Annotated in this window: 14 protein-coding genes; 10 read left to right on the top strand and 4 right to left on the bottom strand. The window is 63.9% G+C overall.

Going from position 1 to position 15,059, the window contains the following annotated elements; genetic code table 11:
- Positions 1-104: 104 nt before the first annotated feature.
- From CI15_RS12850 to polA, 3 genes are all read right to left on the bottom strand, one after another.
- A complete protein-coding gene (locus CI15_RS12850; RefSeq protein ID WP_062128304.1) occupies positions 105-977 on the bottom strand; it encodes a dienelactone hydrolase family protein in 873 nt (290 codons plus the stop codon).
- Positions 978-1,075: 98 nt separating this feature from the next.
- Positions 1,076-2,431, bottom strand: coding sequence for an NAD(P)/FAD-dependent oxidoreductase (locus tag CI15_RS12845; protein WP_062128303.1), 1,356 nt, complete (start codon positions 2,429-2,431; stop codon positions 1,076-1,078).
- A gap of 168 nt (positions 2,432-2,599) precedes the next feature.
- A complete protein-coding gene (gene polA, locus CI15_RS12840) occupies positions 2,600-5,341 on the bottom strand; it encodes a DNA polymerase I (RefSeq protein ID WP_062128302.1) in 2,742 nt (913 codons plus the stop codon).
- A gap of 1 nt (position 5,342) precedes the next feature.
- Between polA and CI15_RS12835 the strand changes: the two genes are divergently transcribed.
- From CI15_RS12835 to CI15_RS12825, 3 genes are all read left to right on the top strand, one after another.
- A complete protein-coding gene (locus tag CI15_RS12835; RefSeq protein WP_062128301.1) occupies positions 5,343-6,086 on the top strand; it encodes an LOG family protein in 744 nt (247 codons plus the stop codon).
- A gap of 201 nt (positions 6,087-6,287) precedes the next feature.
- A complete protein-coding gene (locus CI15_RS12830) occupies positions 6,288-6,857 on the top strand; it encodes a chromate transporter (protein ID WP_062128299.1) in 570 nt (189 codons plus the stop codon).
- Positions 6,854-7,384, top strand: a complete 531-nt coding sequence (locus CI15_RS12825; protein WP_062128297.1) for a chromate transporter — start codon at positions 6,854-6,856, stop codon at positions 7,382-7,384. The genes CI15_RS12830 and CI15_RS12825 overlap by 4 nt, the downstream gene beginning before the upstream one ends.
- A gap of 119 nt (positions 7,385-7,503) precedes the next feature.
- Here CI15_RS12825 and CI15_RS12820 read toward each other — a convergent pair whose 3' ends face one another.
- Positions 7,504-9,033, bottom strand: a complete 1,530-nt coding sequence (locus tag CI15_RS12820; RefSeq protein WP_062128295.1) for an AMP nucleosidase — start codon at positions 9,031-9,033, stop codon at positions 7,504-7,506.
- A gap of 188 nt (positions 9,034-9,221) precedes the next feature.
- Here CI15_RS12820 and CI15_RS12815 point away from each other — a divergent pair, with 188 nt between their 5' ends.
- The 7 genes from CI15_RS12815 to CI15_RS12785 all read left to right on the top strand — a co-directional run bounded on the left by CI15_RS12815 (position 9,222) and on the right by CI15_RS12785 (position 14,980).
- On the top strand, positions 9,222-9,614 hold the full coding sequence (locus CI15_RS12815; RefSeq protein ID WP_062128293.1) for a hypothetical protein: 393 nt from the start codon (positions 9,222-9,224) through the stop codon (positions 9,612-9,614).
- Positions 9,615-9,780: 166 nt separating this feature from the next.
- Positions 9,781-10,776, top strand: a complete 996-nt coding sequence (locus CI15_RS12810; RefSeq protein ID WP_062128329.1) for a homoserine kinase — start codon at positions 9,781-9,783, stop codon at positions 10,774-10,776.
- Positions 10,767-11,573, top strand: coding sequence for a BPSS1780 family membrane protein (locus tag CI15_RS12805; protein ID WP_062128291.1), 807 nt, complete (start codon positions 10,767-10,769; stop codon positions 11,571-11,573). The genes CI15_RS12810 and CI15_RS12805 overlap by 10 nt, the downstream gene beginning before the upstream one ends.
- A gap of 174 nt (positions 11,574-11,747) precedes the next feature.
- On the top strand, positions 11,748-12,200 hold the full coding sequence (locus CI15_RS12800; protein WP_062128289.1) for a MarR family winged helix-turn-helix transcriptional regulator: 453 nt from the start codon (positions 11,748-11,750) through the stop codon (positions 12,198-12,200).
- Positions 12,201-12,372: 172 nt separating this feature from the next.
- Positions 12,373-12,792, top strand: a complete 420-nt coding sequence (locus tag CI15_RS12795) for an organic hydroperoxide resistance protein (protein ID WP_062128287.1) — start codon at positions 12,373-12,375, stop codon at positions 12,790-12,792.
- Positions 12,793-12,977: 185 nt separating this feature from the next.
- Complete coding sequence (locus CI15_RS12790) at positions 12,978-14,477, top strand: cryptochrome/photolyase family protein (protein WP_062128285.1); 1,500 nt, start codon at positions 12,978-12,980, stop codon at positions 14,475-14,477.
- A 44-nt stretch (positions 14,478-14,521) separates the two neighbouring features.
- The gene (locus CI15_RS12785; RefSeq protein WP_062128283.1) at positions 14,522-14,980 is read left to right on the top strand and encodes a TspO/MBR family protein; all 459 of its coding nucleotides are present in this window, start codon (positions 14,522-14,524) and stop codon (positions 14,978-14,980) included.
- Positions 14,981-15,059: the final 79 nt, after the last annotated feature.

Genomic DNA, 15,059 nt, shown 5'->3' with positions numbered 1-15,059 from the left:
ACCCCTGAGCGCGAGCCGCGCCTGGTCTTGACAGACAAAAAGGCCGTTGCCGCTTCGAAGCGGCAACGGCCTTTTTTTCATCGGATTTATCGTTGGGGCGGGCTTCAAGCCACCCCATGTTGCTTGAACCACACGAGCGCGCGACGCCAACCATCCTCGGCATCGGCCTTTTTGTAGCTCGGACGATAATCGGCGAAAAACGCGTGACCGGCGTCGTCATACACGACGAACTGCGAGCCCCGTCCTGCTTGCGGCCCTTGCGCGATCGCCTGCTTCATCTGCTCGAGCGTGTCTTGCGGATTGCCTGAATCCTGGCGCCCGTACAGGCCGAGCACGGGTGCATGCAGGTCGGCGACGAGATCGATCGGATTGGCCGGTGCGACCGCGCTCTTCGCTCCGGCCACGCGACCATACCAGGCAACGCCCGCCTTCAAGCGCGGATTGTGCTCGGCATACAGCCACGCAATGCGCCCGCCCCAGCAGAAGCCGTTCACGCCGAGCCGGTTCAGGTCGCCGCCGTTTTCGCCGGCCCACGCGGCGGCCGCGTCGAGGTCGGCCATCGCCTGCTCGTCGGGTACCTTGTTCAGTATTTGCTCGCTGAGTTGCTGGATGCTCGTATAGACCATCGGATCGCCCTCGCGCTCGAACAGGTCCGGCGCGATCGCCAGATAGCCCAGCTTCGCAAAGCGTCGGCAGACGTCGGCGATATGCTCGTGCACGCCGAAGGCCTCATGCACGACGAGGATCACCGGCAGATGCGTCTTGCCCTTGGGCTGCGCGCGATAAGCCGGAATCAGCGTGCCTTGCGAGTGAAACGCCACTTCCCCTGCTTCGAGGCCGTCGCTGTCGGTATGGATGGTCTGCGCCGAGACCGGCAGCACCGCCGCCGCGAAACCGGTGCCCAGCGCGGCCTTGATGAAGGTGCGCCGATTGAAGGGAACGTGCGGGACCAGGCAGTCGACTTCAGGTTTCAGCATGCGGCGCTCCTCGAAGAATTGTCGAGGCAACAGGATACGCCTTGCACGCATCCCGTTGCAGATTCGACTGAGGAGAACGTCCGCCAGCGTCGCTGCGGTCAGTGCAGCTTGACGCGCGGCAGCGTGGTACGGCGCAGCCAGTGCGCGAAGGTATCGAGCACCATGCGCGGATAGCCGTGCAGCGCCGCGATATGCAGCCGGTACAGCGACATGTACATGAAGCGCGCGAACAGCCCTTCGATCAACATGTTGCCGCCGATCACCCCGCCCATCAGATTGCCGACCGCGCTGAAGTGCCCGAGCGAGACCAGCGAACCGAAGTCGCGATAGGTGAATTCCGGCAGCGGCCTGTTGTCGAGGCGCGCGGCCATTGCCTTCAGCAGAAAAGTGGCCTGCTGGTGCGCAGCCTGCGCGCGCGGCGGCACGTTGCGCTCGTTGCCCGGCCACTCGCAGGCGGCGCAGTCGCCGAGCGCGAAGATGTTGTCGTCGATTTCGGTTTGCAGCGTGCGGCGCACCGTCAGTTGGCCGAGCCGGTTGACCGGCAGCCCGTCGAGCTCACCCAGCACCGCCGGTGCCCTGATGCCCGCGGCCCACACGGTCAGATCGGCGCGCACCGTATGGCCGCTCGCGGTCCGGATGACGCCGGGCGCAACCTCGGCCACGGTCTCGCCGATCATCAGCTTCACGCCGAGCTTGGTCAGCAGGTCGGCGGTGGCCGTGGAGACGCGCTCCTGCAACGCGGGCAGAATGCGCGGCCCCGCCTCGATCAGCACGATGCCGACGTCATGGCGCGGATCGAGCTTGTGCAAGCCATACGCGGACAACACCTGCGCCGTGTTGCGCAACTCCGCCGACAACTCGACCCCCGTCGCGCCGCCGCCCACGATCGCCACCTGAATGCGCGGCTCGCTCGACGTCCATGTGCCGGGCCCCGGTCTGGACTCGACGGGTTCGTGAGCCTGATGCTCGGCGCGCATGCACGCTGCGATCAGGCGCTTGCGGAAACGCTCGGCCTGGCTGACGGTATCGAGTGCAATGGAGAATTCGGCCGCGCCCTTGACGCCGAAGAAGGCCGTGGTACTGCCGATCGCAATGACCAGCGTGTCGTACTCGAGCTCGCGCTCGGGCAGCAGTTCAGCGCCGTCGTCGTCGAGCACGGTCCCGAGCGTGATCCGGCGGTTCGCGCGGTCGAGCCGGCTCAGCTCGCCCTGCTGGAATTCGAAGCCATGCCAGCGCGCTTGCGCCGCGTATTCGAGTTCCTGCGTGAACGGGTCCATGCTGCCCGCTGCCACTTCGTGCAGCAGCGGCTTCCAGATATGCGTAGGATTGCGGTCGACCAGCGTGACCTGGGCCTGCGCGCGGCTGCCCTTCTTGCCGACGCCATAGCGATCGCCAAGACGTGTCGCCAGTTCCAGTCCTCCCGCACCTCCGCCAACGACGATAAATCGATGCATTGCACTTCTCCGTGTAGCCGATGAATTATCTGTCGCGACGCTGCGCATGAATGCGCCGTCCTGACCCGATTGTCCTCGACCCGCACGGGAAGTCACAAGTCGTCAAAACCCATGTGTGACATGCGCACGACGTTATCGCGCGCCGATCGTGCCCATGTCACAGGCATGTCAATGCGCTTCCTCCCAGTTCAGGCCGGCACCGACCTCGGCGACGAGCGGCACCTTCAGCGCGGCGACGCCGCACATCAGTTCGGGCAGGCGCTTGCGGACTTCGGACAACTCAGCGTCGGGCACTTCGAGAATCAGTTCGTCGTGCACCTGCATGATCATGCGCGTGCCGATCTTCGAGTCTTCGATCCAGTTCTGCACGGCGATCATCGACAGCTTGATCAGGTCCGCCGCGGTGCCCTGCATCGGCGCGTTGATCGCGGCACGCTCGGCGGCCTGGCGGCGCGGGCCGTTGCCGCCGTTGATCTCGGGCAGCCACAGACGCCGGCCGAACACGGTTTCGACATAGCCCTTCGCCTTCGCGCTCAAACGCGTCTCTTCCATGTAGCGCGCGACCCCCGGATAACGCGCGAAGTAGCGGTCGATATACATCTTCGCCGCATCGCGCGTGATACCGAGGTTCGACGCGAGGCCGAACGCGCTCATGCCGTAGATGAGCCCGAAGTTGATGACCTTCGCGACGCGCCGCTGATCGCTCGACACTTCGAGCGGCGTCACGCTGAAGATTTCCGAGGCGGTCGCGCGGTGAATGTCTTCGCCCTGCGAGAACGCGCGCATCAGCGATGCGTCGCCGGAGATGTGCGCCATGATGCGCAATTCGATCTGCGAATAGTCGGCGGACACGAGCTTGTGCCCGGGCGGCGCGATGAACGCCTCGCGAATGCGGCGGCCTTCGCCGGTACGCACCGGAATGTTCTGCAGGTTCGGATCGTTCGACGCGAGCCGCCCCGTTACCGCGACGGCCTGCGCGTAGTTGGTATGCACGCGGCCGGTTTGCGAATTGACCATGCGCGGCAGCTTGTCGGTATAGGTGGACTTCAGCTTCGACAGACCGCGATGCTCGAGCAGGATTTTCGGTAGCGGATAGTCTTCGGCGAGCTTCTGCAGCACTTCTTCGTCGGTGGACGGTGCGCCGCTCGGCGTCTTCTTGATGACCGGCAGCTCGAGCTTCTCGAAGAAGATCTGGCCGATCTGCTTCGGCGAGCCGAGGTTGAATTCGCCGCCGGCCAGTTCGTACGCCGTGCCTTCGAGCTCGATCAGCCGCGTGGCGATCTCACTGCTCTGCTGACGCAGCTTCTCGGCGTCGATCAGCACGCCGGTGCGCTCCATCTTGCGCAGCACGCGCGAGGTCGGCACCTCGATCTCGCGATACACGTGGTCGAGCGTCTTCTCCGCGGCGATCTGCGGATACAAGGCCTGATGCAAACGCAATGTGATATCGGCGTCTTCGGCCGCGTATTCGGCGGCTTTGTCGAGCGCGACTTCGTCGAAGCCGATCTGCTGCGCGCCCTTGCCCGCGACCTCTTCGTACTTGATCGTCTTCACGCCGAGATGGCGCAGCGCGAGGCTGTCCATGTCGTGCGTGCGATGCGATTCGAGCACGTACGATTCCAGCAGCGTGTCATGCTCGACGCCGCGCATTTCGATGCCGTAGTTCGCGAGCACCTGCTCGTCGTACTTCAGATGCTGGCCGACCTTCTTGTGCTCCGCGCTTTCCAGCCACGGCTTGAGCTTCGCGAGCACTTCGTCGCGCGGCAATTGCACCGGCGCGTCGGGACCGCGATGCGCGAGCGGCACATACGCGGCGCGGCCCGCTTCGACCGAGAGCGACAAGCCGACGATCTGCGCGACCATCGGATCGAGCGACGTGGTTTCGGTATCGAACGAGGTCAGCTCTGCCGCGTTGATCCGTTCGAGCCACGCATCGAGCTGCTCCCAGCTCTGCACGGTCTCGTAGTGGCGTTCGTGATCGACAGTGAGCGCGGGCGGCACGTCGGTTTCCGGGCCTTCGACCGCATCGGCGATTTCGACTTCGCGCAGCCAGGTCTTGAAGCCGTGCCGCGTGAAGACATCGCGCAACTCTTCACGCGACTCGGGAAGGCTCGGCAAACTTTCCTCGATCGACACGATGTGCCCGGTCAGATCGCACTGACGCTCGACGGTCACGAGCTTGCGCGCCATCGGCAAAAAGTCCAAAGCGCGGCGCAGATTGTCTCCTACCGCACCTTTGATTTCGTCCGCATGTGCGACGATGCCATCAAGCGAATCGTATTGCGTCAGCCATTTGACCGCCGTTTTCGGGCCGCATTTCTCGACGCCGGGCACGTTGTCGACGGTATCGCCGATCAGCGAGAGATAGTCGATGATGCGCTCCGGCGGCACGCCGAACTTGGCGACCACGCCGTCGCGGTCGAGCGTTTCGTTGGTCATTGTATTGACCAGCGTCACGCGGTCCGACACGAGCTGGGCGAGGTCCTTGTCGCCGGTCGAGACGATCACGTTCATGCCGAGCTTTTCGGCCTCGGTGCACAGCGTGCCGATCACGTCGTCCGCCTCGACGCGCTCGATCATCACCAGCGGCCAGCCGAGGGCACGGACCGCGACGTGAATCGGCTCGATCTGACGGGCAAGATCTTCCGGCATCGACGGACGGTTCGCCTTGTATTCCGGATACCAGTCGTCGCGAAACGTTTTGCCCTTGGCGTCGAACACGCACGCGCTATACTCTGCTGTGACTTCCTTGCGCATGCGCCGCAGCATGTTGATCATCCCGTAGAGCGCACCCGTCGGGCCACCCTCGGGGCCGCGCAGATCGGGCATCGCATGGTAGGCCCGGTACAGATAACTCGAACCGTCGACCAACAGCAGGGTCTTACCTTCAAGGCTTCGTTCTTCAGGCATTATGACTAAGAGAAAAGTGATTCCGAGTCTGCGATCACTCGCAGATCAAGAGCGCGCAACGGCCAAAAAAGCCCGCGCATCGTGGCAGATGTTCACGATTATGGCAGAGTTTATCGAGGCGACCGAGTACCTCTCGGAGATTCGCCCGGCGGTCAGCATCTATGGTTCGGCGCGCCTGAAACCGAACTCGCCGTACTACAAACTCGCCACTCAGATCGCGCGCAAACTGTCGGATGCGGGCTTCGCGGTCATCTCCGGCGGCGGCCCAGGCATCATGGAAGCGGCCAACAAGGGCGCGCATGCGGGCAAGGCACCTTCGGTCGGTCTGAACATCGAGTTGCCGCACGAGCAGTCGGGCAACCAGTGGCAGGACATCTCGCTGCGCTTCCGCCATTTCTTCACGCGCAAGGTCACGTTCGTGAAGAATTCGGACGCGGTGATCGTGATGCCAGGCGGCTTCGGCACGCTCGACGAACTCGCCGAAGTGCTCACGCTGATCCAGACCAAGAAGTCACGCCACGTACCGATCATTCTGGTCGGCGCCGAGTTCTGGGAAGGTCTGCTCGCGTGGTTCAAGAGCTCGCTGATCCCGATGGGCCTGATCAATCCCACCGACATCGATCTGATGCAGGTGATCGACAATCCGGACCAGGTGCTCGAAGCGGTGCTCAAGTTCTACGAAGATCGCGAGGAAGGTGAGACCCATCCAGTCAAGTCGGACGAGGACCGGATGTTCTACCTGTAATGGCATGACGCTGCGCGCCTCGCATTGCGCGTAGCAAGATGACTGGCATCGCGTCCATCGCGGGCAGCCTTCGGGCTGCCCGCTTTCGTTTTGCAGGCCAGTTTTCGGCACGCTTACGGACCGGCTCGTGCCCACAAAAATCGTTTTGCGCGCCGCGCGTTCGGCGCTAACCTGCTGGGCTTGCACCTCAAGCTTCACGATATGAACAACGAACTCATCTCGTCCGAATCGGCGCTCGCGTCCACGCCGACCTTGCGTGAAATCTTCGGCGGCTTTCTCGGCCTCGGCCTCATCTCATTCGGCGGCGCGTTGCCGCTCGCGCGCCGCGCGCTCGTCGAACAACGCCGCTGGCTCACCAGCGACGAATTCACCGATCTGCTCGGCCTCTGTCAATTCCTGCCCGGCGGCAACGTGATCAATCTGTCGGTCGCGATGGGCATGCGCTTTCGCGGCGTGCCCGGCGCGCTGGCCGGTTTGCTCGGCCTGATCGCCGGGCCTTCGCTGGTGGTGATCGGGCTCGGCGTGCTGTACGAGCACACGCAGAACGATCCGCACGTGCGTCATCTGTTCGCGGGACTCGCCGCAGCGGCCTCGGGTCTGCTGATTTCGATGGCGATCAAGATCGTACTGCCGCTACGCAACAAACCGCTCGCCGCGCTGATTGCCGCGCTCGGCTTCGTCGCGATCGCGGTGCTGCGCTGGCCGCTGCTGCCGACGATGCTCGTGCTCACGCCGCTCAGCATCTATCTTGCTGCAAGGAGTGCGCGATGAACGACACGCTCGTTTCTCTTGCGGCCATTTTCAGTCAACTGTCATTGCTCGCGTTCGGCGGCGGCAACACGATTCTTCCTGAGATGCAGCGACAGGTGGTCGACGTGCATCACTGGATGCCGGCCAGCGAGTTCAGCGCGCTATTCGCGCTCGCTCAAGCCGCGCCCGGCCCGAACCTGATGATCGTCACGCTGATCGGCTGGCATGTGGCCGGCTGGGCCGGCATGCTCGTCACGTCGATTGCGAAGTTCGGACCGTCGTCGCTCGTGACGATCCTCGCGCTGCATGCGTGGGATCGCTTCAAGGACCGGCCGTGGCGCCGCTACGCGCAGCTCGGACTCGTGCCGGTGACGGCCGGCCTCGTCGCGGCGAGCGCGGCGCTGATCGCGCGCGCGTCGAACCCGACCGCGATAGCGTGGGCGATTACCGCCTTTACCACCGTGATGGCGACGAAAACGCGGATTCATCCGCTGTGGCTGCTGGCTGCGGGAAGCCTGATTGGGTTGACCGGGTTCGGGCAGGGTTGAGGCGGACACGCCGCCTCCGCACTCGACGAGACTGATTGATAAGAAGCCCTTACCGGTTATTCCCACCTCTTTCCGGTTGAAAGAGCAAGTTGCGGTAAGCCGGGCTTTCGCCGCCAGAGTTACTGGAACGCCACTTCCGCGAAACTCCGCAGCTTGCGGCTATGCAATCGATGCAGCCCGTTCTCCCGCAGCAGTTCCATCGCCTTCACGCCGATCTGCAAATGCTGATCGACCTGCGCGCGATAAAACTGATCGGCCATGCCCGGCAGCTTCAGCTCACCATGCAGCGGCTTGTCCGACACGCATAGCAGCGTGCCGTAAGGCACGCGGAAGCGAAAGCCGTTCGCGGCGATCGTCGCGCTCTCCATGTCGAGCGCGATCGCCCGGCTTTGCGACAACCGCTGCACCGGCTCGCGATGATCGCGCAGCTCCCAGTTGCGATTGTCGACGCTCGCCACGGTGCCCGTGCGCATCACACGCTTCAACTCGACGCCATCGAGCTGCGTGACCTGCGCGACCGCGCGCTCGAGCGCGACCTGCACTTCCGCGAGCGCCGGAATCGGCACCCACAGCGGCAGATCGGCATCGAGCACATGGTCCTCGCGCACATAGCCGTGCGCGAGCACGTAGTCGCCGAGACGCTGCGTGTTGCGCAGCCCCGCGCAGTGGCCAAGCATGATCCACGCATGCGGACGCAGCACCGCGATGTGATCGGTGATCGTCTTCGCGTTCGATGGCCCGACCCCGATGTTGACCATCGTGATGCCGCTGCCGTCCGCGCGTTTCAGGTGATACGCGGGCATCTGCGGCAGACGCGGCGGCGGTGTGCCTTCCTGCGCCTGCTCGCCGAGATTCTCGTTGTAGGTGATGACGTCGCCCGGCTCGACGAACGACGTGTATTCGCTGCGATAGGCGCGCAACTCCGCGTCGTCGGTATGGGCCATCATGCCGCGGCCCAGCTTCACGAATTCGTCGATATAGAACTGGTAGTTCGTGTACAGCACGTAGTTCTGCACATGCGTGGGCGCGGTCGCCGTGTAGTGCTTCAGCCGATGCAGCGAAAAATCGACGCGCGCCGCAGTAAACAATGCGAGCGGATACGGCTCGCCCGGCAGCGGCTCGTAGGTGCCGTTGACGATGCGGTCGTCGAGCAGTGCGAGGTCCGGCGTGTCGAAGATGTCGCGCATCAGGAACAGACGCTCGCGGTCCAGATCGCCTTCGAGGTGGATGCCCTCGGCGAACGCGAAATGAATCGGAATCGGCTGATCCGACACGCCGACCTCGATCTGCACATGATGGTTCTTCGCCAGCAAGCGCAGCTGCTCGCGATAGTAGTTACCGAACAGGTCGGGCCGCGTGACAGTCGTCTCGAACACGCCAGGCCCCGCGACGAACCCATACGAGCGGCGCGAATCGACGTGCGTGTTGACCTCGGTGCGCACGCGCACGAACGGATAGCAGGCGCGCACGCGATGGTCGAACTGCTCGTTACGGCGATAACGCGCGAACGCATCGCGCAGGAACGACGTGTTCGCCTCGTAGATCGCGGAGAGGCGGGTGACGGCCTCGGCCGCGTCGTCGAAGCCTTCGGTCGGGAAGCTGTTGGCGGGACTCTGCACCGTGCGCTGATTGATCTCGTTGTTCGTCATGATCGTTCACCCTTTTTGATGAGACGACATTACCACGGAACCCGCTATTGCCAAATGTCGGCAACGACGCTTGCAACAGTGCTCGCGAGAACGCACGCATGTTGCGCGAAAGCGGCGCAAAATAAGGCTTCGCGCGCGTGCGCGAGGCCGGATTTGCTAGAATCGGGGCACCCAATCGGAGAATCACCATGAAGCCGCTCCTTCCCATCGCCGTTGCGCTGGCTCTCGCCTTCGGCAACGCCGCGATGGCTGCCCCCGTCGACGAGCCGCCGCCCGCCGACGCGCCCCAGTCCGCCAATGAACGGGCCGGTCTGCCCGACCTGGACAAGATCAATCGTCCGGGGGCACAGGTCAGCTCGAAGGTCGACATCAACGTTCCGCGCACGCCGAGCTATCACGAAGTCAGCCCGAACGGCACCGAAATCACTGAATACCGCGACAAGGGCAAGCCGGTCGAAATCAACGTGCAATCGAATTTCGGCACGCGCTATCAGATGAGCGCGTCGCCCGACACGTCGCCCACCGTCCACGACGCGGGCAAGCCCAGCACGCGCTTGCCGTCGGTGAATCTCCACTATTGATCGTTGCGAAAGCGGCGCGCCGGTAACGGCGGCCGCGGCGCAGCCGTGCCCCGATCGCGGCGGCTGGGCGATGAACGCATTCGCCGCCCGATCCGCCACATTCATTTGCCTCACCTCGCACTGGCCGCACCGCGCCAGCCCGAACAACCTGATCCGACGCTTCCGCATGGCTGTCTTCACCGCTGTCAACGAATCCCAACTCGCAGAATGGATGAGTCACTACGATCTCGGCGATGTCGTCGAGTTTCGCGGCATCTCGTCCGGCATTGAAAACAGCAACTTCTTTCTGACGACGACGCGCGGCGAATTCGTGCTGACGATTTTCGAGAAGCTGACAGCTGAACAACTGCCGTTCTATCTGGACCTGATGCGGCATCTCGCCGGGCATCGCGTGCCGGTGCCGGATCCGATGCCGCGCCTCGACGGCGCGCTGTTCGGCATGCTGCTCGGCAAACCCGCGACCATCGTGACGAAGCTCGAAGGCGCGCCCGAACTGGCGCCGGGCATCGAGCACTGCGTAGAGGTCGGCCAGATGCTCGCGCGCATGCACCTCGCGGGCCGCGACTATCCCCGCTATCAGCCGAACCTGCGCAGCCTGCCGTGGTGGCGCGACACCGTGCCGACGATCCTGCCGTATCTCGAAGGCGAGCAGCGCGATCTGCTCGCGTCCGAGCTGGCGCATCAGGAGGCGTTCTTCGCCTCGGCCGACTACGCGGCGATGCCGGCAGGCCCGTGCCACGCCGACCTGTTCCGCGACAACGCCATGTTCGCGCACGCGGCGCCCGACACGGGCCACGAAGTGCGGCTCGGCGGCTTCTTCGATTTCTATTTCGCCGGCTGCGACAAGTGGCTGTTCGACGTCGCGGTGACGGTCAACGACTGGTGCGTCGACCTCGCGACCGGCAAGCTCGACGACGCGCGCACCGAAGCGCTGTTGCGCGCGTATCAGACTGTCCGGCCGTTCACCGCCGAGGAAAACCGTCACTGGGGCGACATGCTGCGTGCCGGCGCGTACCGTTTCTGGGTCTCGCGCCTGTATGATTTTCATTTGCCTCGCGCGGCGGAGCTGCTGAAGCCGCACGACCCCGGCCATTTCGAACGCATTCTGCGCGAGCGCCTGCACGGCGTCGCGAATCCAGGCATCCATACCTCATGCAACTGATCGAAGTCCCCGCGAAAACCGGCTATGTGTGGTTCCGCCAGGGCATCTGGCTGTTCCGTAAAAATCCGCTCGCCTTCCTGACGCTGTTCTTCACCTATTTGCTGGTGATGACGCTCGTGTCGCAGATTCCGGTGGTCGGCGGGGTATTGCCGCTGCTGTTCATTCCAGGTGTCGCGGTCGGCTTCATGGCGGCGTGCCGCAATACGATCGCGGGCAAGCCGGTGTTTCCGACCATCCTCGTCGACGGCTTTCATTCGTATGGCCCGGTAGTCGCGCGCCGACTGCTGATCCTCGGCGTGCTGTATGTGATCGCGATGGCGCTCGTGCTGGCCGGCTCGGCGCTCGCTGACGGCGGCATGCTGCTGAAGGTGATGCTCGGGGGAGCATCGATGGATGAGAACGCGATCGCCAACAGCAATATCCCGCTCGCGGTGATCACCGCGCTCGCGTTCTATGTGCCGGTCGCGATGCTGTTCTGGTTCTCGCCGATTCTCGCCGCATGGCACGACGTGCCGCCCGTCAAGGCGATGTTCTTCAGCGTCGTCAGTTGCTGGCGCAATCGCGGCGCTTTCGTCGTGTTCGCGGCGCTGTGGTTCGCGGTCGCGACGGTCGTGTCGCTCGGACTGTCCGCGCTGATGCAGGCGCTCGGCGCGGCCGATTTCGCGTTCGCGATCCTGATGCCCGCCACGATGATTGTCACGACGATGCTGTACTGCTCGTTCTACGCGACCTATCGCGGCTGCTTCGGCGTGCAGACGCCGCAAACGCCGGATCTGCCGACCACCCCCGCAGCCTGATCGGTCGTTCCCGCGCGGGTGCTGTTCTGGCGCCCGCGCATCGCGTGTTCCGCGCGCATCTTCTCGACGCCTCTGTCGAAACACCTCGTCCCGACGCCCGGCATCCTCAATCGATTTGCGGCACAATAGTTTGTGTGCAATCCATTTGCACGCTCTTTTTAGCCGAGATGGATCATGACCCAGCGCTCCGCCCTCCCCTTCACGCTCGACGAACAACTCTGCTTCGCGCTTTACTCGACCTCGCTTGCGATGACGAAAGCGTACAAGCCGCTGCTCGAAAACCTCGGGCTCACGTATCCGCAGTATCTGGCGATGCTCGTGCTATGGGAGACCGACGACGTCACCGTCAAGGACATGGCGACGCGCCTGAATCTCGATCCCGCCACAGTGACGCCGCTGCTCAAGCGCCTCGAAGCGCAGGGCCTCGTCGAGCGAGTCCGTGGCACCGAAGATGAACGCCTCGTGTACATTCGTCTCACGAGTGCAGGCAAAACGCTGAAGCGTCAGGCCCGCGACGTGCCCGCCGATATTCTCTGCGCGACGCAGCAGACGCCCGACTTCCTGCTGCGTCTGCGCGACGACCTCACGCGCCTGCGCACGACGCTCAACGACTACATGGACCAGTAGCGCGTTTAATGCAACAGACTAACTCTCGCCACGAGACGATAATTCATTTGCACACAAATGATTTGTGTACTATCTTAACGACATGCCGCTTCGCTAGCGCTTCGCCAAACCGGCGAACCGGCACAAGGCGGCAAACATGCCAACCCTGACAACCCAGATAAGGAGCAGCACCATGAACATCCTCTACAAGGCAAGCGCAACGAGCACCGGTGGCCGCGACGGCCGCGCCGTATCGTCGGACAATGCATTGGACGTGAAGCTGGCCGCGCCGCGCGAACTCGGTGGCACTGGCGCAGCGGGCACGAATCCCGAGCAGCTGTTTGCGGCCGGCTACTCGGCCTGTTTCCTGAGCGCCATGAAGTTCGTCGCCGGCCAGCGCAAGCAGGCTCTTCCGGCTGACACGCAGGTTTCCGCCGAGGTCGGCATCGGTCCGAACGACAAGGGCGGCTTCGCGCTCGACATCGATCTGCGCATCTCGCTGCCGGGCCTCGCCGCGGACGCTGCGCAGGAACTGGTCGACGCAGCGCACCAGGTCTGCCCGTACTCGAACGCCACGCGCAACAACGTCGCGGTTCGTCTGCACGTCGCTTGAGGCCGGGTCGGCTGTTGCGCCGATCACGACGCCCACATTGAGCCGCGCACGGCGCCCCACCCGGCACCGTCGCGAACGGCGCCCGCACCCTGCACAATAGGGGCGGGCGTTGGTCGTTCTGGCGTGCGCGGCACGCAACCTGCGACGCCGGTCCGCAACCTCCCTCGTCCCGACTGCACTTCCCGATGACACGCGCCCGCCTCCTGCACGACACCTTCGACTCCGGCCTCGTCTGGTTCCGTCGCGATCTGCGCTGCACGGACCATGCCGCGCTGTACTACGCGCTCAAGCATTGCGAGCGCGTCTGGTGTGTGTTCGTGTTCGACACGACGATCCTCCAGCCGATTGTCGATACCTGGCGGGCACGCCACCCAGACGAGCCGGTGCAGGATCGCCGCATCGACTTCATTCTCGCGTCGCTGACCGAACTCGACGGCGCTTTGCGCGCGCATGGCGGCGGCCTTGTCGTGCTATACGGCGATCCGGCCGAGCTGGTGCCGAAGCTCGCCGCGCAAATGCGCGTCGACGCGGTGTTCGCCAATCATGACTATGAGCCGGCCGCGATCGAGCGCGACGCGGCCGTCGGCGAGCGTCTCGCGGAAGCGGGCCGTCAGTGGCTAACGTTCAAGGACCAGACGATTTTCGAGCGCGACGAGCTGCTCAACGGTCAGGGCAAACCATTCGCGGTCTTCACGCCGTACAAGAACGCGTGGCTGAAGCAACTGAGCGCGTTCGACCTGAAGCCCTATCCGGTGGAGACCTACGCGAATCATCTGGCGCCGCCGCCGGGCAAGCTCGATCGCCACCTACCCACGCTCGATCAGCTCGGCTTCGCGCCGAGCAACCTGGCGGACTTGCGGCTGCCTGCCGGCATGAGCGGGGCCCAACAGCTGCTCGACGATTTCCTGACGCGCATCGACAGCTATGCGGAGCGGCGCGATTATCCCGCCGCGAAAGGGCCGAGCTACCTGTCGGTACATCTGCGCTTCGGCACGGTGTCGATCCGCACGCTCGCACGGCTCGCATACGAGATGTCGCTGCAACCCGACGGCAACGGCGCGGCGACGTGGCTGTCGGAGCTGATCTGGCGGGATTTCTACTTCATGGTTCTCGCGCATCACCCTCGCATTGCGAAGGGCGCGCCGTACAAGCCGGAATACGAGCATCTGCGCTGGGAAAAAGGCCGCGCGGCCGACGAAGCGTTCGCCGCATGGTGCGACGGCCGCACCGGCTATCCGCTCGTCGACGCCGCGATGCTGCAACTGAACCAGACCGGCTATATGCACAACCGTCTACGCATGGTCACGGCGAGCTTCCTCGCGAAAGATCTCGGCATCGACTGGCGGCTCGGCGAGCGCTATTTCGCCGATTTGCTGAACGACTTCGATTTCTCGGCGAACAACGGCGGCTGGCAGTGGGCCGCCTCGACCGGCTGCGACGCGCAACCTTACTTCCGCATTTTCAATCCGGTCACCCAGTCCGAAAAATTCGACCCGGACGGCCGCTTTATCAAACGATATCTACCCCAACTCGCGAAGTTGCCGGCAAAATGGATTCACGCACCGTGGCTGGCGGGCGCCGAGCGGCTCGCGGAATTCGGCGTGGTGCTGGGCGAGAACTATCCCGAACCAATCGTCGATCACGCGCAGGCTCGCGAGCGCACACTGGCCCGATACGGCAAGTGAGTGCCCGCTCACATCATTGAATAACAAGGTATGGAGGGGTGAAGATGCGCCGTCTGCCGTCGCTGCTCGTGTTTCTGATCCTGACGCTAGCGGCCGGCTGGGCCGCGAGTCTGTCGCTGCCGGATGCGTGGTACGCGGGTCTGCAAAAGCCCGTGTTCAATCCGCCGAACTGGGTTTTCCCGCCGGTCTGGACCGTGCTTTACGTGCTGATGGCATTTTCCGCGTGGCGCGTGTGGAAGCGCGACGGGCTGAGCGCGGCGATCGTCCTGTGGGTCGTGCAGCTATTATTCAACGCGGCGTGGATGTGGCTGTTTTTCGGCCTGCATCGGCCCGACATAGGGCTGATCGACATCCTGATCCTGCTGGTGCTGATCGTGATGCTGACGTTTGTGTTCTGGCGACGCGATCGCCTCGCGGGCGTTGTGCTCGTGCCCTATGTGGTGTGGGTCGCGTACGCGGCGCTGTTGAACTACGCGTTGTGGCAGATGAATCCGGCTGCTTAAGCGTACTCGGCTGAGCGGGCGCAAAGGCCGTAAGACGGTGAAGAGGATTTCGCGATCCGGACGACAGCCCTGGCGGCTC

Origin of the sequence: Paraburkholderia monticola, assembly GCF_001580545.1 — a bacterium.
GTDB lineage: Bacteria > Pseudomonadota > Gammaproteobacteria > Burkholderiales > Burkholderiaceae > Paraburkholderia > Paraburkholderia monticola.
Note: the sequence above shows the minus strand (reverse complement) of the source record. Positions and strands in the feature narration are given on the sequence as shown.